Here is a 26725-nt window from a genome sequence, read left to right as displayed (position 1 = left end):
TTCATTTAAAATTCTATAGGAACTTTAAACTCTAAATATAAATTTCCATACTCGTATTTTATCAAAGATAATTCCCCATTTCTACTGGATACCTTCCAAAAAATATCAAAATCTCCTCCCAATATATAAGTATATATACTTTTTATAACTCCTCCATGAGCTACAATTAGTACATTTTCAACCTCTTCTTTTAAAACTTCCTCCATAAATTCTTTTACTCTTAAATAAAATTCTTTGTAACTTTCACCTTTAGGTGGAGAACACTCTTTCCAGTCTTCACACCAAGTTTTCCATTCTTTTGGATATAATTTTTCTAATTCTTTATAATCTTTTCCTTCAAATTCTCCCATATTCATTTCATTTAATCTATAATCTTTTACTATAGATTTTTTTCTATCTTTAAGTATTATATCTGCTGTTTCTATAGCTCTTTTCATTTTACTTGTATAAACTTTATTAAACTCTATATTTCTTAGTTTTTCTCTTAAATGCTCACATTGCATTTTTCCATTTTCATTAAGACCAACATCTAAATTTCCGTAATACTTTCCTAAAGTATTTTTTTCAGTTTCTCCATGTCTCACCAAATATATATTCATTTTTATCCTCCTTCTATCTAATTATTTATAATATCATAAAATTTAATATGATAAAATTTTTATTTTACAAATTAAATTCTATTCCATTTTTATGGGAATACTGCAATAATAGAAGGAATTTTCATAATTTTATAGAATATTACATATATTAACTAGTTTAAATAAAAAAATAATCTAGGGGGTAAAATAAAAATGCATTTCACGAGTTTTCTTGAACTTCATGAAGATTTATACGATGAAAATGATTACTTTAATAATTTTTATAGAAATTCTCTTTTATTCAAAAATATAATCGATAATACGTTAGATTTAAACAAATTGGAGTTTTCTTATTGCTCTATAAATTTATCAAATATCGATATAATTTCTTCTGTAAAAAGCGTCATAGATTATTTTGAAGATATTATTTGTAGTAAAGAAATTCAGCTAGAGTTTATTAATGACATGGATAAAAATATTGTAGCCTGCGATGAAGAAAAATTACAAAGAATAGTTTTTAATTTAATACATAATTCCATAAAATATACTAATAAAAATGATAAAATAATAGTTTCCACAAAGGAAAAGGATAACAAAGTATATATATCTGTAGAAGATACTGGAATAGGAGTACCATCAAATGAACTTCGTAAAATTTTCAACAAATTCTTTCAAGGATCTTTTTCTAAATCTAATATGGATGGCGGCATGGGAGTAGGACTCTTTATAGTAAATAAATTTGTGAAATTTTTAGATGGCAAAATATATGTTTATAGTAAACCAAATAAAGGAACAAAAATAATGATTGAATTGCCCTTCTTTCTCGTAGAAAAACCTACTAAAAAATTAGTTGCTATTTGATTAATAATGTCTAAGGCTATAAAAAAATATTAACAGTAATAACATATATTCATATAATATATTATACTCAACAAAAGATAATAAAATAATTTACATGCCTTTAGGGGGTGAGATAATGTTTAGTTGTTGTTTTATATGGCCTTGGATATCATGGATTATATGTATTCTAGTTGCATTTTGTGTACTTTGCACTATTATAAGATGTCTATCTAATTGCTGTTTCCATCATTGTTGGTGTTAATATTAGAATCTATTCCCTGTGCTACCCATGCACAGGGTTCTAAATAAGTTCTAAATAATATAATTTTATAAAATATAAAAACAAAAATCCCTGGCTTTTTTATTTTGCTCAGGGATTTTTATAATAGACTTATCTTTTGTACATTACATCCTTCATCCATAAAAACTTTAGGCACAGAAAAGTATTCCATGCACTTTTTTCACTCCTTTTCCTTATTAGCTTTATACTAAAGCTATATAATTCTTATTTGAGTTACATTCTTTGTTTTCCTTCTTAGGTGCTTCAATACTTTCTTTTAGACACTCTTCTATTACATCTTCAGTTATTTTAAATACTTTTTCATTATTCAATACATTTCACCTCCTTATAATATATCCTATTCAAAACTTCAGCTTTTGACCTACTAATTAGTATATCAGTAAATTAAATAAATGCAAGTTTTTTTCATCAACTTGCATTTTTGTAATCCTTTTCTTTACACTCTTCTTTGTTAAGTTTTCATTAACTTTTTATAAAACCACTTATTTCAAACATTTACATTCTGAACAATTATGCTTAATTTTTATGTAATATTTTCTTTTCCTCCATTTTTTGCAGGTATTTTTATAATAAATTCACTTCCTTTTCCAATATCACTATTTACAATAATATCTCCATTATGCATATCTACTATTGTTTTAACTATATATAGTCCTATTCCACTACCTTCAATTTCTTTACAATAATTATCTAATCGTATGGATCTTTGAAATATTTTATCTATCTTATCTTTAGGTATTCCTATTCCCGTATCTCTTACAACAATTTCTACAAAATCAACCTTATCATATACATTTACCTGTATTTTGCCATACTTTGGAGTAAACTTTATAGCATTAGAAATCAAATTAAATATAACACTTTCTATTTTATCCACATCGCATTCAATAATTTTTTCTTCTGTACTAGTATCAAAAATTAATTGTATATTTTTATTTTTTAAATAATCAGCAAAATATAGCGTACTTTCTTCAACTACATTAACAATATTACACTCTTCAATATTTATTTCATTAAAATCTTCTATATTAGTATTATTAATAAAATCATTTATTATTTTTATTAATTTTGTGGAGCTATTTTTTAATATTTTTATTTGTTCGTTTAAGACAAATTCTTCATCTATTATTTTTCCTTCTTTTAGTTTAAGTTCAATAAGTTGAATACTACTATTGATAATATTTAAAGGAGTTTTTATGTCATGGGCTATATTCATAAATGGAAGTACGTTTTCTGTATAATTCAACATTTTACCACCTCTCTTACATTATTGACCAAATTAGGACAAATTAAACTGCATAGCTTTATATAAACATATGCAGTTTAATTTAAAATATTACCTTCTATATTAAATTATTTCTAGCCTATCTATATTAAACAAATATAGATACTTTTCTTTTACTTTTTTCCCTGTTATTTTTTCTAAAGCTTTTTTATAATATTCTATTTGTAAATAATATTTATCTTTGGTCTTTTCTATATCTTCTATGTAATCTGTTTTATAGTCTAATATTATTAAATCTTCTCCATCTTGAAAATATAAATCTATTACACCTTGTATTAATATTTTTTCATCCTTATATACATCTGATATATTTGGCATTAATTCTTTGCTACTCATTTCTATATAAAATGGTTGTTCTCTTTTAACATTATGTGATTTTTTTATTCTATCTACTATAGGATTTTGTGTAAACTTAAATATTTTTTTTATATTAATTACTTTTGCCTGTTCCTTTGTTAAAAATTCTTTTTTTATAAGCTCCTCTATTTGATCTTCTATATCCTTTATAGAATTTGTCCTTTGAAAATCTATATGCTGCATAACCAAATGTGTAAAAGTTCCAATTTCTGCTGATGAAAATTTTTTAAATTTCTCTAAAAATTGCGGTTTTCTTAAAAAAATATTTTCTTCTATTAAAGCCTCCGAATTTTCCATATCTAATATTTCAAATCTGCTTTTTATTTCTGATACAGATAATTTTGCAGGTATTTCTGAAGCCTTTATATATTTATACTTCCAATTTAACCTTCTATTTACTTCATCTTTATATAAATCATCATAATTTTTTTCCTTATTTAGTTCTATTTCTTTTATTATGTCTCTTTCTTTTGGATCTTCTAATTTATTCTCTAATAATTGCTTTTTGTTCCAAAATCGTAAGCTCCACGAAGAATCATCTTCTATGCCATTTTCCATTTCTATTTCAGGTAATTCTTTTTCTATATACTTTTGAAAATCTTTATGTCTTGCTAATGCTGGCATAATCCAATCAAGGTAATTTTTACTTTTAATGATCTCATATTCTGGAATCCTTTGTTCTGATTGTTGTCCTATAGAACACCATTCTCTCATAGATTTTTCTATATCTTTCACAGCTCCGCTTATTATAAGCTTTTCTTTTGCCCTAGTAAAAGCTACATATAATATTCTCATTTCCTCTGATAGGGTTTCTAATTTTATCTTTTGGGATATTATTTTTTTCATAATGGTAGGATACTTTATTTTTTTATTTAAATCTACATATTCTGGTCCAAAGCCTAGTTCATGATGAAATAATATATCCTTTCTTATATCTTGGAAATTAAAGCCTCTACCTGCTCCTGCCATTATAACTACAGGAAATTCTAACCCCTTACTTTTATGTATACTCATAATTCTTACTACATTTTCATTTTCTCCTAATATTTTAGCACTTCCCATATCTCCACTAGTATTTTTCAACTTATTTATAAAGCTAATAAAATTAAAAAATCCTTTATAACTGGTATTTTCATATTGCTTTGCTCTCTCAAATAACAATCTTAAATTAGCCTGTCTTTGTATGCCACCTGGCATAGCTCCTACATATCCATAATAACCGGTTTCCGTATATAGATACCAAATAAATTGATCTATACTCATATGAATAGAATTATCTCTCCATAAATTTAATTTTTGTAAGAAACTTATAATTCTTTCCTTTAAATCATTATTTATTTCATCTACATATAATTTTTCTTCTTCTAAACAAAGCTCTGTATTTGCTATTTTTTCTAAACACTCATATATACTTATATCTCTATTTATAAGCCTTACATCTATAATATCTTCTGGTGAAAAAGAAAATATAGGACACCTTAATACAGATAACATAGGTATATCCTGTCTTGGATTATCTACTATTTGTAATAATGACATTATAGTTTTTATTTCAATGGTTTCAAAGTACCCAGAAGAAGTATCAGCAAACACAGGTATTCCTACATTATTCAACTCTTCTGTAAATATATTTGCCATAGCTGATGTAGCTCTCATAAGTATTACAATATCTCTATATTGCACTTTTCTATATTCTTTAGTAGCTTTATCTTGCACCATAAAAGAATTATCATTTTCATCTTTTATGAGATTATTTATTATCTTTCCTACCATTCTAGCTTCTAGCTGAATATTATCTATATTTTCTTCCTCATCTAGCCCTAGTTCTTCACTATAGACTTCTATATTTTCTTCCTTATCCATAAGATGTATTTCTATACTTCTTTCTACCTCTTTATCTTCTTCTACTTCTTTGAAATCCGCTCCATAATTTAATTTTTCTCCTTCTCCATACTCAAGTTCTCCTACATTTTTACTCATTATCTGTTTAAATATAAAATTCACGCCTTCTATTATATTTTTCCTACTTCTAAAATTTTTAAATAACTTAATCTTTCTATATTTATTACCTTCTTCTTCTGAATAATTGTCATATTTTTCTAAAAACAATTCAGGCTTTGCCTGTCTAAATCTGTATATACTTTGTTTTATATCCCCAACCATAAACAAATTAGGAATAATTAATTTTTCATCTTCAATTGTTTCTTCAAGATTATCCTGTCTTGATATGGAATTTAATATGGCCTCTTGAACAAAGTTACTATCTTGATATTCATCCACTAATACCTCTTCGAATTTATTTCTATATTCTAATGCCACAGATGAAGGGATTACTTTTTCTTCTTTATCAAAATCTGTTAGTATCTCTAAGGCAAAATGTTCTATATCATTGAAATCTATTATATTTTTCTCTCTTTTCCTTTTATCATATTCCATAGTAAATTTCATAACCAAATCTATTAAACATTTCATTCTAGGATATAATTCTTTCATATTTTTTTCTACATTTTCATATCCTAAATTTATATCTTCTTTTAATTTATTTATACTTTCTTTGGCTTTATCCCTTAATTTTATTGCTCTATCTTTAGTATCCTTTACTTCTCCTTTTAATCTCTTTCCAGGAAGTCTACCTAAATCAAAGTATAATAATCCTTTTATAATGTCAGTTTCTTCACCTTCCAACAATTCTTTTACATATTTTAATTCATTCTCCACTACTTCTATATAATCTATTAATTCCTCGTTATATTCTCCTAATATATTTAAAGAACTTTTAAGTTGATTTTTTACACCATTTAACTCTATTTTTATATTTTCTTTTAATGTAGTTGCCCAAATAGATTTACTAAAATCATAATTCTTTCCTATGTTAAAACTTTCAATTTTTTCATTTAACCATTTAAAAGGCCAAGAAAGACTTTGAGAAAAGTTATATAGGCTTTCAACTACTTCTAAAAGTTTCCTGTCACTTTTCCCTCCAAATGAATCAAGTAATTCTTTGAATTCTTTTGTACAATTTTCCTCATAGTAAATATTTTCAAAAACCTCTTCTAATGCTTCTTGCTTTAATAATATACTCTCGGTTTCATCTGCTACTCTAAAAGTAGGATCTATATCTATAAGATGAAAATTATTCTTTATTACTTTTAGACAAAATGAATGTATTGTAGTTATATTAGCTCTATTTAGCAATGTCAATTGCCTTTGCAGAATTTTTGAATCTGGATTTTTATCTAATTCTTCTGATATTGCAGCTCCTATTCTTTCCTTCATTTCAGATGCTGCTGCCTTTGTAAATGTAACAATTAAAAGTCTATCTATATCTACTGGATTTTCTTTATCCATTATTTTTTCTATTATTCTTTGCACTAACACAGCTGTTTTCCCTGAACCTGCTGCTGCAGCTACTAAAAGGTTGCAATCTTTAGTTTCTATAGCTTTTCTCTGTTCATTTGTCCATTTCATCTCTCTCAATACTCCTTTAAAACATTTTAATTATATTTATTTTATCACAATTAATAATATATATAAAAAAATGTCCATACTGAGAGTTTTAATCTCAATATGGTCTATTTTAAAATTAATAACATATTCTATTTTTCCCTGCTCTTTTAGCCCTATAAAGAAAATCATCTGCAGACTCTATAATTTCTCTACAACTTTCATTTTTGTATTCTTTTACACCACCACTTATAGTTACTTTTAAATATGGTAAAATTTCTAACCCTTCTATGGATTTTCTTATCCTTTCTGCTATAGTAACAGCCTCATCTAACTTTGTATTATTAAATATTACTATAAATTCCTCTCCTCCATACCTTCCAACGTAATCATCTTTTCTTACATTTTTATTAATTTCATTACATATTTTCACAAGTATTTCATCTCCAAAAACATGTCCAAACTTGTCATTAATACTTTTAAAATCATCTATATCTATCATTAGTATAGAAAAAACTTCTTCTCTGTCCTTAGAATATTTAGTTTGATTTTCTATTATACCCATTATTGTTCTATAATTATATACTTTTGTAAGACAATCATACATACTTATTTCTTGTAAAAATTTATTTTTTTCAATTAAATTTCTTTCCATATCCTTTAAATTTTTTATTAGTTTTTCTAATTCATTAATTCTTTTAACTAATTGTTGTTTTGACCAAGTATTATAACATTCCATATTAATTAAATTTTCGTTGTCAACCACAATTTTCACCCTCTTTTAAATGCTTTTTAATTTTATAAAAACATTTAGAGCATAATTAACTATATATATCTAACATATCTTTTATTATATTTTTTATTTCATTTCTTACTTCCAAAGGTTTTATTACTTCCAAATAATTTTTTTGACTTAATAGCCACATAATAATACCCTTACCAAAAACCTCTGCCTCTATTAAATATTCCCCATTTTTTTTATCTGTAATCTTTGCTGTAGGAAGCCTGTCTAAAATAGCTTCCAATGAAGGCCCCCAATATCTAAATTCTATATTTATAAGTTCCCCTGCACTCATAAATTGTATTTTTTTCCTAAAATCACCTTCTTCAAATCTATTCTTCTCTGGTATATAAAAATGTTCATCTAAAATTTTATATTGATTTATTCTGTCCACCCTATATGTAGCTGGAAATCTTTCCTCCTTACCATCAATATATGCAATTAAATAAAAATAGAACTCATTAAATATAACTCCTACAGGTTTTAATTTTCTATTTACTGATGATTTATCCATTCTTGTATATTTTACATTCATATACTTTCTTTTTCTAATGCATTCTCCTACATCCCAGAGAATATCAATTAAATTTTTTCCATGCTGTAATTCTACATAATGATATCTCTCATTTTTTAATATATTGTTTATATTTTCTCTCTCCTCTGGAATACATTGTTGAATCATTTTATTTAACAGTAAAGACATTTCCTCTTTTATAAAAGCTCTACTATCCAATAATATTTTTGTTATAGCTGTTATTTCCTTATAATTTAAGTATCCTAGTCTGCCTTTTTCTAATATATAACCTTTTCTAGATCTACAATATTTTAATTTCATATCTCCTCCCTTGTAGCAATCCTGAAAATAAGCTCTTAAATCATTAATGTCTCTCTGAATAGATTTTTCATCTACTCCAAATTCATCTGCCAATTGTTTTTTATTTATTATTTCACCCTTATTTAATCTTTCATATAATATAAGTATCCTCATAACTTTAGAGCATCTAACTTTAATAAAATTCATGCAAATCACCAATTCTTTATTAATTAACATTTATATATATTATATTGTACTTACTATTATAACTTTTTTCATAGACATATGCTGTCCATCTACTTTAATTATTTGGAAAATTAATGTATTTAGGTTTTTTATTAGAAATTTCACATAAATAAAATAGAGATTAACCCAATTTAGGATTAATCTCTGTATACATATTTCTATTTAACTTTTTATTACATAGTTATACCTAATATCTCATCTCTTATACTAGCTATATTTTTCTCAACATTTTCAATACCTTCTACTTGTTCTTTACTTTTAGCTAGATTTACATCTACTATATTAGATATTTTTAATATGACTTCTTTTATTTCTTTTAAAGTATCCTCTATGTCTTTTAATGAATCTGAAGAATTTGAAGATAATTTCCTTATCTCACCAGCTACTACAGAAAATCCTTTTCCATTTTCTCCTGCTCTTGCAGCTTCTATAGCCGCATTAAGTCCTAAAAGATTAGTTTGTTTAGCTACATTCTTTATAAAATCTAAGACCTTATTTATATTGCTTATTTCCTCTTCTAAATTATAAGTTATACTTTGCACTTCTTTACTTATATTAGTTATATCTTCTGCTGAACACCCTATTTGTTCCATTACTGATGAAACTTCTTGAATTTCAGCAGATAACTTATTAATAGTTTCTTGTTTTCTTTCTTCTTCCATTCTTTTTAAAATTTCTTCTTCTATTATTTTTGATGCCATTTGTTGAAGTGGTTTTACCATTTCTGGATTACCTGTAAGCCCAATGCAACCTATTATCTCATCATTTACCTTTATTGCCCCATTATATCCTGGAAGAACTCCTTGTAATTGCCTTGCTTCTTCCTCTGTAGTAGAAGAACACTCTATTTCACCTTTCATTATTCTACTTGCAACTTCATGAATATTACCAAGTCTCTCCTTTTGAATTGTAGCTATAATTTCTCCATTTTCCCCCATAACATTTACATTCTTTCCTGTAATATCGTGGAGTAATTTTACGGTTTTTTCCGATATATCTTTTGGTATTTTATGTTTCCAAGTCAAAATTATTCCCCCTACCCTTTTGTTGCTAAATCTACTTAAATTACATTAATAATAATAATTTCTATATAATTACATAGTTCATATTAGAATAGCATATTTATTTTGTCAATGTGTTTTAATAAATTTTGTAACTTTTTATGTATTTTTGTTATAATGAACTAAAATTAACCTATTATAATTGATTGTTTAAATAATGATTATTAGAGCATACTATTATATAATGTGATAAATGTATGAATTTTCATGCATATTTTTTTAGAAAGGATGTAGTAAAATATATGAAATTTGTATTAGCTCCAGACTCATTTAAAGAGAGCATGACTGCAAAAGAAGTGGCAAATTCCATGGAAAATGGACTAAAAAAAATTTTTCCTAACGCCGACTATGTAAAGGTACCCATGGCTGATGGTGGAGAAGGCACTCTTCAGGCTTTAATCGATGCTACTAATGGTGAAATATTTAAAGTAGAGGTTTTAGGTCCATTAGGTAATCCAATAACAGCAGAGTTTGGAATATTAGGTGATGGAACTACTGCTGTGATAGAAATGGCTAGTGCTAGTGGATTACAGCACATAGCACCAGAAGATAGAAATCCTTTAATAACTACAACCTTTGGTACTGGTGAACTTATAAAACATGCTTTAGATAAAAATGTTCAACAAATATTTATAGGTATAGGTGGCAGTGCTACTAACGATGGTGGCGCTGGCATGATTCAAGCTTTAGGAGGAAAACTTTTAACTAAATCCGGGGAAAACATTGCTTTTGGTGGTGGTGCTTTAAATACACTTCACAGCATTGATTTAAGCGGCTTAGATCCACGACTTTCAAAAGTATCCATTGATGTTGCCTGTGATGTAAATAACCCATTAACAGGTGAAAATGGAGCCTCTTATATATTTGGTCCACAGAAGGGTGCAACTCCTGAAATAGTAGAACTCTTAGATGAAAATTTAAAACATTATGCTAAAATAATAAAAAAAGATTTACAAAAAGATATAGAAAGCATCCCTGGATCCGGTGCTGCTGGTGGTCTTGGTGCAGGGCTAATGGCCTTTTTATCTGCTAAATTAAAAACAGGAGTAGATCTTGTAATAGAATATACTCATTTAGAAGAAATATTAAAAGATGCAGATTTTGTTTTTACTGGTGAAGGTGCTATTGATTATCAAACTAAATTTGGTAAAACTCCTTATGGTGTAGCATCCGTTGCTAAAAAATATAATATACCAGTAATAGTCTTATCAGGTAAAATTGGACATGGATGTGAAGTACTATATGAAGGTGGAATAACATCCATATTGGGTATATTACCTGGTGCAGTAGATATAAAAGAAGCTTTAAAAAATGGTATGGAAAATGTAGAAAGGACTTCTGAAAATATAGGTAGATTAATAAAGTCTATTGTAAAATAATTTAAACTAAAAGGGGTATCATTATGAAATTAACAAAAGAGCTTGCTCAAAATATATCCAATAGAATGATGGAAATAATACCTTACAATATAAACATAATGAATGAAAAAGGTATTATTATAGGCAGTGGTGACGTGAAAAGACTAAATACTGTACACCAAGGTGCCATAGAAGCTCTTTCACAAAAAAAAATGATTGAAATAAATAAACCTTACAAAGGAGTAAAGCCTGGAGTTAACACTCCCATATTTTGGAGAGATACTCCCATAGGGGTTATTGGTATAACAGGAACTCCTAAAGAGGTAAAACCCTTTAGTGAATTAGTAAGAGTAACTGCTGAACTTCTTATAAACCAGCAGTATACTTTTAATCAAAGAAAAACAAAAGAAAAACTTAAAGAAGAACTTTTATATGAATTAGCTTATAATACTTCAAAGTATTCTAATAGCTTAATTGCAAGAAGCAGTTCCTTAGGAATAGACTTATCCATTCCTAGAATAGCTGTAATACTTAATTTCGAAGAAATTCATGCTAAAAATATAAAAAGTGTAGTTTTAGATTTTTTAGATAAAAACGAATATAGTATAACTTTAAGCGGTACAAATATACTTTTATTCATGCAGTATAATGTTTTTCTAAAAGAAAGAATACAAAGTCTTTTCAAACTTATAAAATTCAATGTATTTATAGGTATAGGGTTACAAGAAATTATATTAGGTAAATCTGTTAAGCAAGCTTTTGATGCTATTAAAATAGGTAAAAAATTATCTTTTAACACAAATATATTTGATTATAAAAATTTATCCTTTATATCTACTCTTTCAAATTTCAAAGGAAACAGTGAATATATAAATTTAATAAATAAACTAGAAAAACAAGGTAAACAAACAGATTTAATTAAAACTCTTTTAGTTTATGTACATTTTAATGGGGAACTTCAAACTACAGCAGAAGCACTCCATATACACAGAAACACATTAAATTATAGATTAGATAAGATATATGAAATTACAAATAAAAATCCTAAAAATTTATTAGATCTTTTAGAACTCTATACTGCTTATATAGTATCAAAATTATAAAATGGGAGGGATTTTAATGCAAATAACTGCATTAGGGGCTATAATTGGTCTCATTATCGCTATTTTTCTTATATTAAAAAAGGTTCATCCTGCATATAGCCTTATATTAGGCTCTTTTGTAGGTGGAATTGTAGGTGGAGCAGGTTTAGTACAAACTGTAAACTTTATGATTGATGGTGCTAAAGGTATAATGCCTGCTATATTAAGAATATTAACTGCTGGTGTACTAGCTGGTATTTTGATTGAATCTGGTGCTGCTGCAAAAATTGCAGAAACTATAGTAGAAAAAATAGGTGAGTCTAGATCTTTAATTGCTCTTATTATAGCTACTTATGTTCTAACAGCTGTAGGTGTATTTATAGATGTTGCTGTAATAACTGTATCACCTATTGCCCTTGCAATTGCTTATAAAGCAAAACTTTCAAAATCGGCAATATTGCTTGCTATGGTTGGTGGAGGAAAAGCTGGCAACATAATTTCTCCAAATCCAAATACCATAGCAGCTGCTAATAATCTTAATGTTCCTTTAACATCACTTATGGGAGCAGGATTAATACCTTCAATATTTGGAATAATTGTAGCTATTATTTTATCCAAGAGGTTAATAAATAAGGGTTCTTTTGTTAAAGAAGAAGAACTTTCTATATCCTCAGAAGAAAAACCAAGCTTTTTTGCTTCTATAATAGGGCCTTTAGTTGCTATATTACTTTTAGCTCTAAGACCTTTATTAGACATAGCTATTGACCCCTTGATTGCTCTTCCTGTTGGCGGAATAGTTGGTATAATTGTTATGGGTAAATTTAATAAAGTTAATGAATACACTATATCTGGATTAAATAAAATGAGTGGCGTTGCAATACTACTTATTGGTACAGGTACTATTGCTGGAATTGTTTCTAATTCAGCACTAAAAGATTTAATTATATCTGGTCTTCAAGCTTCAGGACTTCCAGCTTATGCTCTAGCCCCTATTTCAGGTGTACTAATGTCAGCTGTTACAGCTTCTACAACTTCTGGTACAGCTGTAGCTAGTTCAGTTTTTGGAGAAACTATTTTATCACTTGGAGTACCCGCTTTATCTGGCGCTGCTATGATTCATGCTGGTGCAACAGTTTTAGACCATTTACCACACGGCAGCTTCTTCCATGCTACTGGTGGAAGTGTATTCTTAGGTATGAAAGAAAGATTAAAACTTATACCTTACGAATCCTTAGTTGGACTTACTTTAACTATTGCATCCACTATAATATATGGTGTAATATTATAATTTATTTAGTTTTTAACAAAAATGCACAGTTTAAAAATTATAAACTGTGCATTTTTATATGCAATATAAATATCTAAATTATATTTATATCTAAACTTTTTAATTCTTCTATATTTTAGCACATGTTATGTACAGATGTATATACACATATCATGCAAAAGAGTTTTTTTAATTACATAACATTATATATAAATACAGCTTTAAACATAGTATCATCAGAGGATAATATTATCTGTAAATCTTTATCTGGTTCTTCAAAGAATACTCCTACAATATTGTTATCTTGTAAAAGTTCAAATTTAGTATGAACTTGTTCTCCCATTTCTTCTTTATATACCCTTATTTTATTACAAAGCACCATTCCCTCATTATTTCCTACAAAAAATATAACTCCTGATGGAAAAGATAACTCTAAATTCTCACCTGCTTTATACTGTATAAATTGCTCTACATCTCCATAATTAAATTCTATATGCTTTTCTTCTGCCATTTAAATTTCCACCTTCCTAATTTATAATATTCTTTATATTCATCATATCATAATTTTACATAAATTTGTGGTAAAATTTGATTAGTAACAAGTTTAATTAGTGAATGAGGAGGAGTACAAATGAAAAAAACATTGATTTTAGTTCTTACAATTGCCATATCATTGAGTAGCTTTACTAAGACTTATGCTAGTAATGCAACTAATATCAAAAGAATATACGGAAAGGACAGATATAAAACCTCTATAAATATTTCTAATAATTTTAAAAATGGAAGTTTGCAAAATATCATAGTTACTAGTGGCAAAAACTTTCCAGATGCCCTAGCTGGAAGTGTACTTTCTAAAAAACTAGATGCTCCAATAGTTCTAGCTGGGAGCACTATAAAAGAAAGTGCAGACTGCATAGAATACATAGATAATAATTTAAGTAAAAGTGGCACTATTTATTTATTAGGTGGACAAGGTTCTATAAATAGTTCTTTTGAAAATCACATAAAAAACAAAGGTTTTAAAAATATAGTAAGGCTTGGTGGCAAAGATAGATTTGAAACCAATATGTCTATTGTAAACTTTATGAATGTGAAAAAAAATACTCCTATATTTATAGTAAATGCCTTTGGATTTGCTGATGCGCTGAGTATATCAAGTATAGCTTCTATAAAAAGCTATCCTATAATAATGACTTCTGACTCAAAACTTTCTTTACAAGCTAAAGAAATGATTGAAAAAATTCAACCTAAAGAAATTTATATTATAGGTGGACAAGGTTCTGTAAAAGATATTATCAAAAATGAAATTAAAACTATTTTACCTTGGCTTAAAGAAAACAATATAAATAGAATAGAAGGACAAGATAGATATGCCACTTCCCTTAACATATGCAAATATTTTAATTTAGATGCAGATAATGCAGTAATTGCCAATGGTTCGAATTTCCCAGATGCTCTATCTGGAAGTGCCTTAGCCTCTAAATTAAATTCACCTATAATCCTTACAAATGGCAGTGATATATCTAATCAAAAATCCTTTATAGACAGCAAAAAATTTAAAACTGTATATCTTCTTGGTGGACTTTCATCTATAAATTTGAAAATAGAATATTCTCTAAAAGGTTCTGATAATATTACAGAAAAGGAAAGGGACTATATTAATTCTTTGATAAGTTACTGTTCTAAATTTTATTATGAGAGCAATAAAGCCTCTCTTTATATCTTGGAAACTTTTGGAGACATTTTTTCAAATAAGACCATAGAAAATTTATCTCAAGAGGATAAAAACAAGGAATTGTTAGATAATATAATAAAGGGTTATGATGACTTAGAAATTTATTTTAAAACTCACAGAAAAAATTTAATATCTTTAAGAAATGATGTTTATAATTTACAAGGTCCTGAAAATATGATATCTTTAAAAGAAAATTATATTAAAAATATAGATAACTATATTGATAATGTAGACAAAATAACTGAAGTATGTAATTCTTATAAAAAGGCTTTAACTAATATAAAATTTAATTCCAAAATAAATACTTTTCAAGATCTAAAAAATGAATTAAAAAAAATTTCCACAACAGAAAAAGCTTTTCTAAATATTAATAAAGAACTAGAAAAATCTGAGCAATCTATAGGAAAATTAATGGAGGACCTATCCAATATAAGAAGTTCTATAGAATAATTTATAATATTTTATTTGAAATATTATAAAAAAGTGCTTGCATTATTAAAACAAATGTCTTATAATAAAATACAATTATTTAAAAAACAAAGAAAGGTAGCAGTAAACAATCCTTTATTTAAGAGAGTCGATGGTAGGTGTAAATCGATAATAAAGCTTGTTGAATCCGACCTAGAGTTGTATAGGAGTAACAACCTATACCGGATTAATTCCGTTATAATTTTAAAGTCTACTTTTATTAGTAGAAAATTAAGGTGGTACCACGTGATTATGTAAATCTCGTCCTTAGCTTAAAGCTAAGGACTTTTTTATTACCAAAAATTATTAAGGAGGATTTTAACATGAATAAACTTTTAATGACTCCTGGACCTACAAATGTACCCAAAAGAGTACTTAAAAAAATGTCAGAAACCATGCTTCATCACAGAACAGATCAATACAGTGCAATTTTTGAAGAATTTAACGAAAGATTAAAATATGTATTTCAAACTAAAAATCCTGTTTTAACTTTCCCTGCTTCCGGTACTGGAGGATTAGAAAGTGCCATAGTAAATCCATTTTCTAAAGGAGATAAAATATTAGCAATATCTATAGGGGACTTTGGAAATAGATTTATTAATATAGCTAAAATTCATGGTCTTGAAGTAGATGAAATAATTGTACCTTGGGGAAAGGCGGTAACTTTAGATGAGATAAAAAACAATTTAAAACCTGAGCATAAAGGTTTAATAATAACTCACAATGAAACCTCCACAGCTGTAGTAAATCCAATAGAGGAAATAGGAAAATTCCTAAAAGATAGAGACATATTATATATAGTAGATGCAGTAAGCTCACTAGGCGGAATTGATATTAAAATGGATGAATGGAATATAGATATTTTAATAACTGCTTCCCAAAAGGCATTAATGAGCCCTCCTGGTCTTGCATTTATAGGGGTTAGTGAGAAGGCTCTTAATAGCTGTAAAAGTTCCAATATTCCTAAGTATTATTTTGACTACCTATTAGCTAAAAAATACATGGATAAAGAGCAGGCTCAAAATCCATATACTCCAGCAATATCATTAATACTTGCTACCAATGAAGCCTTAAAGATGATTGAAGAAGAAGGTCTGCAAAATGTATTTTTAAGACATGAAAAATTAGCAAATAAATTTAGAGAAGGAATAAAATCTATGAATTTAGAACTATATGCACAAAATCACTGTTATTCTAATACAGTTACCGCAGTATCCTTTAAAGAAGAAGGATTAGCTTCTAAGATAAAAAATAAACTTGACGAAGAATACAATATAATAATATCTGGTGGCCAAGGTTCTACTAAGGGAAAACTAATAAGAATAGGTCATATGGGTTGTATAAATGAAGAAATGATAGATAAAACTCTTTATGCTATAAGAAAATCACTTTAATACGTTATTGCGTTACTAAATAAAAGGGGGAAATTTTTATGAATAAAGCTAAAATATTAATTGTAGATAAAATAGATAAAAAAGGAATAGAACTTTTAGAAAAGGAACCTAATTTTGAAGTAGATATACAAATGGGAATAGAAAGAGAAAAACTTTTAAATATAATAGAAGACTATGATGGTCTTATTATAAGAAGTGATACCAATGTAGACGTAGAACTTATGGATAAAGCCAAAAAGCTTAAAGTAGTAGGTCGTGCTGGAAATGGTGTAGATAATATTGATATACCCGAAGCTACTAAAAGGGGCATAATAGTAGCTAATACTCCAGACAGTAACAGTATATCCGCATGCGAACTTACCATAGGACTTTTACTTGCTCAATCAAGAAATATAGCAAAAGCAGATAGATTCTTAAAAGAAGGAAATTGGGATCGTGATTCATTTATGGGAACAGAACTTTTTAATAAAACCTTAGGTATCATTGGACTTGGAAGAATAGGTGGACTAATAGCTACTAGAATGAATGCCTTTGGCATGAAAGTTATAGCTTATGACCCTTATATATCCGATGAAAGATTTAAAAGATTTAATGCGGAAAAGAAAGATACTTTAGAAGATCTTTTAAAAGAAGCAGATTTTATAACAATTCACACTCCAAGAACAGAAGAAACCATTAATATAATATCAGAAAAAGAAGTAGAATTAATGAAAGATGGCGTTAGAATTGTAAATGCAGCTAGAGGAAAATTAATAAATGAAAAAGCACTTTGCAAAGGCCTTAAGAGTGGTAAAATTGCAAGTGTAGGTATAGATGTTCACGAAAAAGAACCTAGATATAGTGCAGGACTTTATGAATATGAAAATGTGGTAGTTACCCCTCACATAGGTGCAACCACTGCTGAAGCACAACAAAATGTAGGTGTAACCATAGCAAAACAAGTAATAAATGGAATTAAAGGAGATATAGTTCCAAATGCTGTTAACCTTCCTACCATTCATAGAGATGAATTAAAAGAAATAAAACCTTATATTGATTTAGCTGAAAAATTAGGTAAAATATACTATCAAATAAATAAGGGGGCAGTTAAATTAGTTGACATTACCTATTGGGGCGATATAGGTTGTCAAGATACAGAAATGGTAACCATAGCTTTTGTAAAAGGACTTTTAGATCCTGTAATGGCTGATAAAGTAAACTATATAAATGCTATGATTAAAGCTGAAGAAGCTGGAATTGGGGTTAATCATACAAATATTTGTAAACACCATAATAATTATTCAAATTTAATAACAATAAAAATAACCAATAGTGCTGGAAATACCTTTACTCTATCAGGAACTATATCCAATAGAAATGAAGGAAAATTAGTAGAAATTATGGGCTATGAAGTAGACGTTAAACCAACAGAATGCATGGTATTCCTTCAAAACTATGACGTACCAGGTGTTATAGGCCATGTGGGTACCTTCTTAGGAACTCAAGGCGTCAACGTTGCAACTATGCAAGTTGGTAGAAAACTAAAAGGTGACAAAGCTCTAATGTTATTAAATGTAGATGATAAAGTTACCCAAGACACTTTGCTAGGACTTCAAAAATATGATGATATACTTTGGGCAAAGTTTGTTCAACTTTAATATAAAGGAGATATGTATATGTTCAAATATATAGGCTATGCTGCTTCTGTTGGGGAAAAATCTATATATGATTCCATAGACTTTGCTAACAAAAATGGTATGACCGCTGTGGAAATAAACGCAAATGTACCAATATATTTCCCAGAAAATTTTTCTCTAGAAGAAAGAAAAAAAATTAAAGAATATGCTAAAAATAAAAATGTATTATTAACTATCCATGCACCAGAAGATATAACTCTACTACAACTACACAAAACTGTACGTGAAGCTGGAATTTGTAGGCTTAAAGAAATTATAAACTTTGGTAAAGATATTGGGGCACGAAGTCTAACCCTTCATGTGGGACCTGCTGTAACCTTTACTCTTGTGGATAGTAAAAGTTATATGGATGAGTTTTACGAAGATGACTTTAAAAAAATTCTAGAAGATACTCTTTTAGAACTTATAAAAGAGGCTGATAGTAAAATAAAAATTGCAGTAGAAAACTCTGGTAGGTTTCCTAAAAAAGTTGTTCAAGAAACTCTTCAAAAACTTTTAGATAGAAATGAAGATATTTATTTAACCTGGGATATAGGACACTCCTATGAAAATAAATATGGTGAAGTAGAATTTTTTATAAAAAATATAGATAAAATAAGAACTTGCCATATTCACGATAACAACGGAAAAAGTGATCATCAAATTATTGGTGAAGGCAACGTGGATTTCAATAAACACTTTGACCTTATGAAAGATAAAGATATTGTTTATATAATAGAAGTAAGACCTAGAGAAAATGCTGTTAAATCCTTCAAAGTATTAAAAACTTTATATTCTTAAAATAGTAGTATAATTAACTTATTCACATTTTTTAATTCTAATTCTCAAGCATCTATGTTTATTAAGTTAAAATGGCCTTAATTTTCCAAGTTCATAAAATTCTCCAAGTAGTGTATAATAATAATATGATTAATTTTTTAGGAGCTGATGCAATGGAAAATACTAAAATTGAATCCCTATTAATACAGATACTTGAAAATCAAACTTCAATGAAATCTAATATTTCCACCTTATCAAGCAAAGTTGATAAAAACTCTTTAATGCTTGAAAAAATTCAAACTGATATAAAAACATTAGCTGAAGTTCAACAATCCTTTTCTGAACAACTAGATAGAACTAAAGATAAAGATGGTAAAACTTTAGGTGAAAGATTAGATATTATTGAACTTGCTATTTCCAATACTTCTAAATCTGTTAATAATGTTGTAGATGCTATTGACGTTATTAAAGAAACTACCGGCTCCCATGAAATGGACATTAAAATTCTTAAAAAAATTAGAAACAACCATTCTTTTTAGACACTTGAAAAACGAGTGTCTTTTTTTTATTCTACTCCCTTCTGTTTATAATGCGTGAAAAGTGTGGGAAAACAAAAATGCAAGAACCTCAAACTCCTTTGAAATCCTTGCATTTACTATATTGGCAGCCTCTAGGAGGATCGAACTCCCGATTCCACCTTGAGAGGGTGGCGTCTTAACCACTTGACCAAGAGGCCATATTTTATTCAACTCTAATATTATATAATACATATCTTATTTAGTCAAGCTATGACCATAGGTTTGTGGTAAAAATTCTAATATAAATATACTCATGAATAATTTTGTCAATAAATGTTATAATAACTATTGATTTGTCGTTTATTATATGATAAATTGTTGCTGTTATTTATTATTATGGAGGTGAATTAGTATAATGAAAAAAGAAAAAATTAATAGAGAAAGTTTTTCTGGTGCAATTGCTGTTTTTTTGCTACCTTAGGCTCTGCTGTTGGCTTGGGTAACATTTGGAAATTTCCTTATGTTGTAGGCGAAAATGGTGGTGGTGCATTTTTATTAATTTATCTTATATGTATAGCATTTGTAGGAATACCTGTTATGGTAAGTGAATTTTATATAGGTAGAAAAACTCATAAAAATATTATGGGATCTATAAAAGAATTATTCCCTAACTCTTCTTGGAGAATAATAGGTGTTTTTGGAATACTTGGTTCATACTTTATTATGTTCTTTTATTCCTGTGTAGCTGGTTGGGTTTATTCTTACGTATTTAAAGCCTTAAAAGGAGATTTTAGAAATGTAAATGTTGAATCTACTAATGCACTATTTAGTAAAACAGTAGTTGGCCCATTACCTCCACTAATATGGCAATTTATTGCTATGGCAGTTGTTTCGTTAATTCTTATTAAAGGTGTAGAAAAAGGAATTGAAAGGATTACTAAAACTCTTATTCCTCTATTATTTGTACTAATAATTGTATGTGGTATTAGAGCATTAACTCTTCCTGGTGCTTCTGAAGGGTTATTATTTTTATTTAAAGTTGATTTTTCAAAAATTACTCCTAAAGTAATCTTAGCTGCAATGGGACTATCCTTTTTTAAACTTTCTTTAGGTATGGGAACTATGATTACATATGGAAGTTACTTTACAGATGATACTAATTTAATTACTACATCCGCTAAAGTAGCCATTGCTGATACTATAGTATCTTTACTTGCAGGCATAGCTGTATTTCCTACAGTATTTTCCTTCCATATGAAACCTGAAGCTGGACCAGGACTACTATTTATGACAATACCATTAGTATTTTCAAAATTACCTTTTGGAAATTTTCTTTTAGTAATTTTCTTTTTCTTAACTGCAATTGCAGCTACTACAGCTTCTATTTCCATAGTAGAAGTAGTCGTTGCTTACTTTGTTGAGGAAAAAAACTTTAAAAGAAGTACTGCAGTAATAGTTAATGCTATCATAATACTATTAATAGGTTCTTTAGCAACATTGTCTGCTGATAAAGCGAGCCTTTTAGGAAATGTCTCTGTATTCTTAGGTAAAAGCTTTTTTGACACTTTTGACTTTATATCATCAAATATATTGTTACCTATAGGTGGACTACTAATCGCCATATTGGTAGGTTACTTTGTAAGTAAACATTCTTTAATTAATGAATTAACTAATAATGGTAAACTTAAAAATAAGGTTCTCATATCTTTATATCGCTATATACTTATGGGTATAACTCCAATATTATTAATAATAGTATTTTTAAGTTCCTTAAATATTATAAAGTTTTAAAGTATATAATTCTATCTTAATTTTCCTAGCATATAATAATTTATGTTGCAAAAACTAAGCATACAAGATAAAGAAAGGAGTCTATATATGGCGCGTAATAGAATTTTAGTTCCTGAAGCTAAAGGAAAGTTAGATGAATTTAAAATGGAAGTAGCTAAAGATATGGCTATTGAATATAAAGAACTACAAAACAGTTCTTCCCCTGAAAGTATTAGTAAAAAAATGGGTACCTTTGGAAATATAGGTGGAGAAATGGTTAAACGAATGATTGCTGAACAAGAGAGAAAACTTATCGACTAAAAAATTAAGGAGCTGTTGCAATGAGTGCACTAGCTCCTTAATACCATTTATTTTATTTATATATTTGATTTTTTACTATATACTACTATTCTTTCATTTCTTCTCTTATACATTGTAAAACTTCGTCATCTTTTTTGTCATTTATAAATCTATATTGGTTTCCCTTTATGGAAGTATCGAATTGACATATTGGGGAATAATCACAAAATCCACAAGGAGTATAATTACTTTTCTTATAGGGTTTTATACTTATATTACCTTCTAACATTTCCTCACAAAGTTCAACTATTAGCTTTCTAACATACTTTCTCAATAATTGAAAATCCTCTAAATCCGCTACAGAAGAATTTTTAGAAGGAGAGCCATCTTTGTTTACTCTAACAGAAATTATATCAGAATATCCACTTATTAAATTATCCATAGCCTTTATTATATCAGCATCTTTTAAAACTAATCCTTTTAACTTTAATTTTTTTAAAACTTCCTTTTCTGCTTCTTCCTTAGTCATTTCTTTTTTGGTGCTTATTAATGGATCATCCATATTAAAATATAACATTGCTGCTGGATTAACTTGTTTTTTCATAGTATTTTCTATTTCTTGAAGTAGTGCATCTAAATATACTAATAGCTGAATTTGGAGACCATAGTATATATCTGATAAACTAAAATCCTGTTTACCTGATTTATAATCAATTATTCTTACAAAGGTAGCATCTTCATTTTCTAATTTATCTACCCTATCTATTCTTCCTATTAAATTTACCCTTTCTCCGGAACTAAGTTCTATAGATATAGGTGGAAAATCTCCGTTAAATCCAAAGGCTAATTCATAAGCTGAAGGTTCAAAATCTCCCCTACTTATTTGCTTAGAAATTACCTCCATGGATTTAGAAAGTATATCTTTAATTCTATTAGTCATATACTTATATCTTGGAGAACTATTTAATATAGAGCCTTTCATATCTTTTATTTTCTCATCTATCATTGCAGATACAAGACTTTGGCATAAGTTTTCGTCTATTTGTTCCCAGGAAATATTCTCTCCTTCTATATATCTTGAAAAGTTTTCTATTACATCATGCATAAGAGTTCCAATGTCTGGTGTGGAAACTTTATATATTTTTCTCTCCTTAGCATTTATACCATATCTAATAAAATATGCAAAAGGACATTGAGAAAATTTTTCTAATCTGGATACACTCATATTTAATTTTGATCCATATAATTTCCTTACTCTTCTTGTGTCTACTATTTCTGCATAATTTGTATGATTAAATCCTTGTGATATATTTATAAATTTCTCTTTCCATTCTTTATTATTCATAAACCAATTATAAACTGACAACCATATGTCACTTAAATCTATCTCATCTTCTCCAACTTGTAATTGGGTTATAAATTCATTAAAAGTCGGTTTAGGCGATGATACTTTTTCTATATCCTCTTCTTCTTTAATTATATTGCTTTTTTCACATAGATTAGGGAATATTTTTCTAAGTCTAGATATAATAATGGAAGGTCTTAGGGTTTTTCCTTCTTCATTGGATATTGGATAACTTATTCTTAAATATTCACTCATAGTTGTAAGAGTTACATACATTAAAAATTGTTCTTCAAAAGCCCTGCTTTTACTATCTTTTGCTACCTCTAATCCATTTTCTCTTAAACTCTCTCTTTCTAAATCTGATAGTATTCCATCTTCATCTAATACACTAGGAAAAATACCATCGTTGGTTCCCACTATGTAAAGAGCTTTTATTTCATGACTTCTAAGCCTTGTAGTACTACTTACAAGAACTTGATCTAAGGACGGAGGTATAATTCCTAATTCATATTGCTCAAAACCACTTTTAAATATATTTTCTAGGGTTTTACTATTTAATTTTTCATCTTCCATAACCTCTACAAGCTGTTCCATAAGTCCTATGGCAACATCCCATATTTGCTTATATTCATTTATTTTATCTAATCTATTTACTTTATTAAAATATTTTATCCAATTTTCTATCTTACTGGCTATATTCATTTTCTCTAAAAAATTATATAGTTCTAAACAAAGATTTTTAGGAGTAAGTTCCCCCTTTATATTGTTATGAAACTCTATAAGTGGTTCTGTTATTTTTTTTCTAATTTCATTTATTTTATTTAATTTTTCTTCCTGTTCTGCTTCTTTCTCTTCACTTAAATCAAAACCATATAATATTTTATAATCCCAGTCCTTTTCTTCTATCCACCTCTTTCCCCTTATTCCATTTGCCAATACATAGTTTTCTATAATATCTATTTCATCTCTTTCTACACCTGCAAGCCCTGTTTTTAAATATCTAAATACGGATTCATAATTCCAATTTTTATTTAAAATTTCTAAGGAAGACAATATAAAAATTACTAAGGGGTTATTATCCACTTGAACTTTTTTATCTATAAAATAAGGTATTCCATACTCTGTAAAAACCGCTTGTATTAAACTTTCGTATCCTTGTAAGTCTCCAGTAATTACTGCTATATCTTTATATCTAAAGTTTTTATCCCTTACAAGTTTTATTATATCTCTTGCCGTATACTCTATTTCACTATACTCATTTAAAGCCTGAAAAACACATATATCCTCTGTATACTTTTCATAAACTTCATAGGGAAATGAAAATAAATTTTTCTCCATATGACTTAATTCTTTACTATTTTTAAATCTATAGCAAGGTGAACAATTAAGCTTTACTGGTTTTTCATACTTAATATTATTTCTTTCTACAATTTCTAAAATTTTTTCTTCTGTAGTTTTTACGGGAAGGAATAGATCTAAATTATCTACATCTTCTCCTCCACTTAGCCCCTCAGTACATAAAGTTATATTCACTTTTTCTGCTTTTAAAAGCAATTGTTCTAATACTGAGTACTCTTGAGGAGTAAAGTCAAAAAACTCATCTACCCAAATATAAGATCCATCAAAATACTTTGATTCTTTAAGTTTATCTGCTAATATAGTTAGGTCTTCTTCCTCATCTATAAATTTTTCTTTTATACTATCTTGAAATTTAGAATATATTAAATATATGTCCTGAAGTTTACCTTTTAATATATTATCTTCTCTATTTTCTGCAGCTTCCAAATACTCTTTTATCATTTCTGGAGGTAAATTATATCTTTTAAACTCTGTTATAATATCTGATAAAGTAGATACAAAACCATTTTTATCCGCAGCATTATTAAATATTTTAAGTTCCCCTTTTAATTCATTCAATATGCCATACAATAGCATATTTTTTCCTGCCTCATTCATATATCTATGGGTTATGCCCCCTACTTCATTAAAAACCCTATATGCCATCCTTTTAAAACTTAAAACCTCTGCTCTTGAAACTGCCTTTTCTCCTATATAATTTATTAAATTTTTCTCACTTTGAAAGGAGAACTGTTCCGGTACAAGCAATATTAATTTTTTATCATTATCTTCTTCTATTTTTCTTTTTATATCCTGAAAACAATAATAACTTTTACCACTTCCTGCCCTTCCATATATAAATCTCAAACTCATCTTACCACTCCTAATTATTACAATAGCCTTAATTATATTTTATCCTAAAACTAGTAAAAAAAAAGAGATTTTCTGACTAAAATCAGAAAATCATCATTAATTGTTCATTATTCATTGTTACTTGTGCATTAATTAAAGGTTATTCATTGACCAGGGGTTTATTTTTTCAATTTATAATTAAATTCCATAATATCATTTTCACTTAATAATACTATATTTGAAAATTCTATTAAACCTAATTCTTCCTTGAATACTTTCTTTTCCTTATATATTTTATTTGGATAACCTTCCAAACCCTTTATAGTTGTTTCTGTTTCTACAACTTTTTTATTGTCTTTATCAGTATAAGCATCTAATATTTTTGTTTCTCCAGGGTATTCCTTTCCCATAAAGGATACCTTTTCTGTCCATATCCTTCCCTTATTTAAAGGAGCTTTTAATACAGTTGATTTTTCTATAGCTTTAACCTTAGCCTTCCCATTTTTTTGTTCTTCTGTAATAGAATCTTCTTTTACAGTATATATTTTTTCAAATTGATGTTCTAAATTCGAAAGACCTTCTCCATCATCTGCAATCTTGTCTACTTCTCCTTTAATATGAATCTTCATCTCTTTTTTATCACTAGATATATTAAATAGCTTTAATTTTTCTCCATATTCTAGAGTTCCACTATAATTTAAATCCTTCTTTTCATTTAAAGGAAGCATTTTCATCAATTCTTTACTATACCCAACTTCATTAACCACTTCTTTATTTTTGATATTGCTAGTTTGTTCTTTTTTATCACTTTTAACTGTAGAACATCCAATAGCAAATATAGATACCAATAATATAATTCCCAATATTAAATTCATTTTATTTTTCATTTAATCGACCCCCATGTAATTAGTGAATAATGAATAATGAACAATGAATAATTATGGACATTTTTTCTCCTCTGTCGTTACGAAAAATTTTGATTTTATAACTTTTATATTAAGCAGTTTTTCACTAAAATAAGCGATGTTCAGCGAAGCGAACGAGCCTACAAAATAAAAGATTTTCTGTAGCAAAGCAGAAGAAAATCCTCCTTCACTGTCCTCTGTCAATTGTCCTCTGTCCTCTGAAAAAGTTCATTATTCATTGTTACTTGTTC

At 27.7% G+C, this 26725-nt stretch carries 20 protein-coding genes, 1 tRNA gene, 1 pseudogene and 1 other annotated feature; of the genes and pseudogenes, 11 read left to right on the top strand and 11 right to left on the bottom strand.

Features of this window, described 5'->3' with window-relative positions; translation table 11 throughout:
* Positions 1–5: 5 nt before the first annotated feature.
* Positions 6–599 (bottom strand): alpha-ribazole phosphatase, encoded by a 594-nt coding sequence (gene cobC / locus CKV72_RS02870; RefSeq protein ID WP_095177429.1) that lies wholly within the window; start codon positions 597–599, stop codon positions 6–8.
* A gap of 192 nt (positions 600–791) precedes the next feature.
* Here cobC and CKV72_RS02865 point away from each other — a divergent pair, with 192 nt between their 5' ends.
* The gene (locus tag CKV72_RS02865) at positions 792–1439 is read left to right on the top strand and encodes a sensor histidine kinase (protein ID WP_095177428.1); all 648 of its coding nucleotides are present in this window, start codon (positions 792–794) and stop codon (positions 1437–1439) included.
* A 462-nt stretch (positions 1440–1901) separates the two neighbouring features.
* On the opposite strand, the gene CKV72_RS12495 is transcribed toward CKV72_RS02865, so the two are convergent.
* From CKV72_RS12495 to CKV72_RS12245, 6 genes are all read right to left on the bottom strand, one after another.
* The gene (locus tag CKV72_RS12495; protein WP_257451705.1) at positions 1902–2030 is read right to left on the bottom strand and encodes a hypothetical protein; all 129 of its coding nucleotides are present in this window, start codon (positions 2028–2030) and stop codon (positions 1902–1904) included.
* Positions 2031–2242: 212 nt separating this feature from the next.
* On the bottom strand, positions 2243–2965 hold the full coding sequence (locus tag CKV72_RS02860) for a sensor histidine kinase (protein WP_207652119.1): 723 nt from the start codon (positions 2963–2965) through the stop codon (positions 2243–2245).
* A 102-nt stretch (positions 2966–3067) separates the two neighbouring features.
* Positions 3068–6838 carry a helicase-exonuclease AddAB subunit AddA gene (addA, locus tag CKV72_RS02855; protein ID WP_181814535.1) on the bottom strand — a complete coding sequence of 1257 codons (3771 nt, stop codon included), beginning with the start codon at positions 6836–6838 and terminating at the stop codon, positions 3068–3070.
* Positions 6839–6944: 106 nt separating this feature from the next.
* On the bottom strand, positions 6945–7544 hold the full coding sequence (locus tag CKV72_RS02850) for a GGDEF domain-containing protein (protein ID WP_169712340.1): 600 nt from the start codon (positions 7542–7544) through the stop codon (positions 6945–6947).
* 82 nt (positions 7545–7626) lie between these two features.
* The gene (locus tag CKV72_RS02845; protein WP_168943878.1) at positions 7627–8607 is read right to left on the bottom strand and encodes a helix-turn-helix transcriptional regulator; all 981 of its coding nucleotides are present in this window, start codon (positions 8605–8607) and stop codon (positions 7627–7629) included.
* A gap of 212 nt (positions 8608–8819) precedes the next feature.
* Positions 8820–9671: a methyl-accepting chemotaxis protein gene (locus tag CKV72_RS12245; RefSeq protein ID WP_089863204.1), complete on the bottom strand. Its 852-nt coding sequence runs from the start codon at positions 9669–9671 to the stop codon at positions 8820–8822.
* Between the two features lie 278 nt (positions 9672–9949).
* On the opposite strand from CKV72_RS12245, the gene CKV72_RS02835 reads away from it, so the two are divergent.
* From CKV72_RS02835 to CKV72_RS02825, 3 genes are read left to right on the top strand one after another with little or no spacing between them, the layout of a single operon-like run.
* The gene (locus CKV72_RS02835; RefSeq protein ID WP_089863289.1) at positions 9950–11086 is read left to right on the top strand and encodes a glycerate kinase family protein; all 1137 of its coding nucleotides are present in this window, start codon (positions 9950–9952) and stop codon (positions 11084–11086) included.
* Positions 11087–11109: 23 nt separating this feature from the next.
* Positions 11110–12168, top strand: a complete 1059-nt coding sequence (locus CKV72_RS02830) for a CdaR family transcriptional regulator (protein ID WP_095177423.1) — start codon at positions 11110–11112, stop codon at positions 12166–12168.
* 16 nt (positions 12169–12184) lie between these two features.
* A complete protein-coding gene (locus CKV72_RS02825) occupies positions 12185–13435 on the top strand; it encodes a GntP family permease (RefSeq protein ID WP_207713281.1) in 1251 nt (416 codons plus the stop codon).
* Between the two features lie 172 nt (positions 13436–13607).
* Here the strand turns inward: CKV72_RS02825 and CKV72_RS02820 are convergent, their stop codons facing one another.
* Entirely contained in the window at positions 13608–13925 is a 318-nt protein-coding gene (locus CKV72_RS02820) for a hypothetical protein (RefSeq protein ID WP_089863209.1), read from the bottom strand.
* A 120-nt stretch (positions 13926–14045) separates the two neighbouring features.
* Here CKV72_RS02820 and CKV72_RS02815 point away from each other — a divergent pair, with 120 nt between their 5' ends.
* The 5 genes from CKV72_RS02815 (at position 14046) to CKV72_RS02795 (ending at position 19985) form a co-directional block, all read left to right on the top strand.
* Positions 14046–15599: a cell wall-binding repeat-containing protein gene (locus tag CKV72_RS02815; RefSeq protein WP_089863211.1), complete on the top strand. Its 1554-nt coding sequence runs from the start codon at positions 14046–14048 to the stop codon at positions 15597–15599.
* Positions 15600–15679: 80 nt separating this feature from the next.
* Positions 15680–15889: a binding site (T-box leader), on the top strand.
* 51 nt (positions 15890–15940) lie between these two features.
* Positions 15941–17011, top strand: coding sequence for a pyridoxal-phosphate-dependent aminotransferase family protein (locus tag CKV72_RS02810; protein ID WP_089863213.1), 1071 nt, complete (start codon positions 15941–15943; stop codon positions 17009–17011).
* A 38-nt stretch (positions 17012–17049) separates the two neighbouring features.
* Positions 17050–18648, top strand: coding sequence for a phosphoglycerate dehydrogenase (gene serA, locus CKV72_RS02805; RefSeq protein ID WP_095177422.1), 1599 nt, complete (start codon positions 17050–17052; stop codon positions 18646–18648).
* An 18-nt stretch (positions 18649–18666) separates the two neighbouring features.
* Positions 18667–19467, top strand: a complete 801-nt coding sequence (locus tag CKV72_RS02800; protein ID WP_095177421.1) for a sugar phosphate isomerase/epimerase family protein — start codon at positions 18667–18669, stop codon at positions 19465–19467.
* Between the two features lie 152 nt (positions 19468–19619).
* Positions 19620–19985 (top strand): hypothetical protein, encoded by a 366-nt coding sequence (locus tag CKV72_RS02795; RefSeq protein ID WP_095177420.1) that lies wholly within the window; start codon positions 19620–19622, stop codon positions 19983–19985.
* Between the two features lie 122 nt (positions 19986–20107).
* Here CKV72_RS02795 and CKV72_RS02790 read toward each other — a convergent pair.
* Positions 20108–20182, bottom strand: a tRNA-Glu gene (locus tag CKV72_RS02790).
* A 197-nt stretch (positions 20183–20379) separates the two neighbouring features.
* Here CKV72_RS02790 and CKV72_RS02785 point away from each other — a divergent pair.
* Both CKV72_RS02785 and CKV72_RS02780 read left to right on the top strand, forming a co-directional pair.
* Positions 20380–21755, top strand: a pseudogene (locus CKV72_RS02785) (sodium-dependent transporter).
* A gap of 87 nt (positions 21756–21842) precedes the next feature.
* Positions 21843–22055, top strand: coding sequence for an alpha/beta-type small acid-soluble spore protein (locus tag CKV72_RS02780; protein ID WP_095177419.1), 213 nt, complete (start codon positions 21843–21845; stop codon positions 22053–22055).
* Positions 22056–22140: 85 nt separating this feature from the next.
* Here the strand turns inward: CKV72_RS02780 and addB are convergent, their stop codons facing one another.
* Entirely contained in the window at positions 22141–25590 is a 3450-nt protein-coding gene (gene addB, locus CKV72_RS02775) for a helicase-exonuclease AddAB subunit AddB (protein WP_095177418.1), read from the bottom strand.
* A gap of 158 nt (positions 25591–25748) precedes the next feature.
* Positions 25749–26456, bottom strand: a complete 708-nt coding sequence (locus CKV72_RS02770) for a hypothetical protein (RefSeq protein ID WP_095177417.1) — start codon at positions 26454–26456, stop codon at positions 25749–25751.
* Between the last annotated feature and the right edge of the window lie 269 nt (positions 26457–26725).

Source organism: Clostridium cochlearium (assembly GCF_900187165.1).
Taxonomy (GTDB): Bacteria; Bacillota; Clostridia; order Clostridiales; family Clostridiaceae; genus Clostridium_G; species Clostridium_G cochlearium.
Note: the sequence above shows the minus strand (reverse complement) of the source record. Positions and strands in the feature narration are given on the sequence as shown.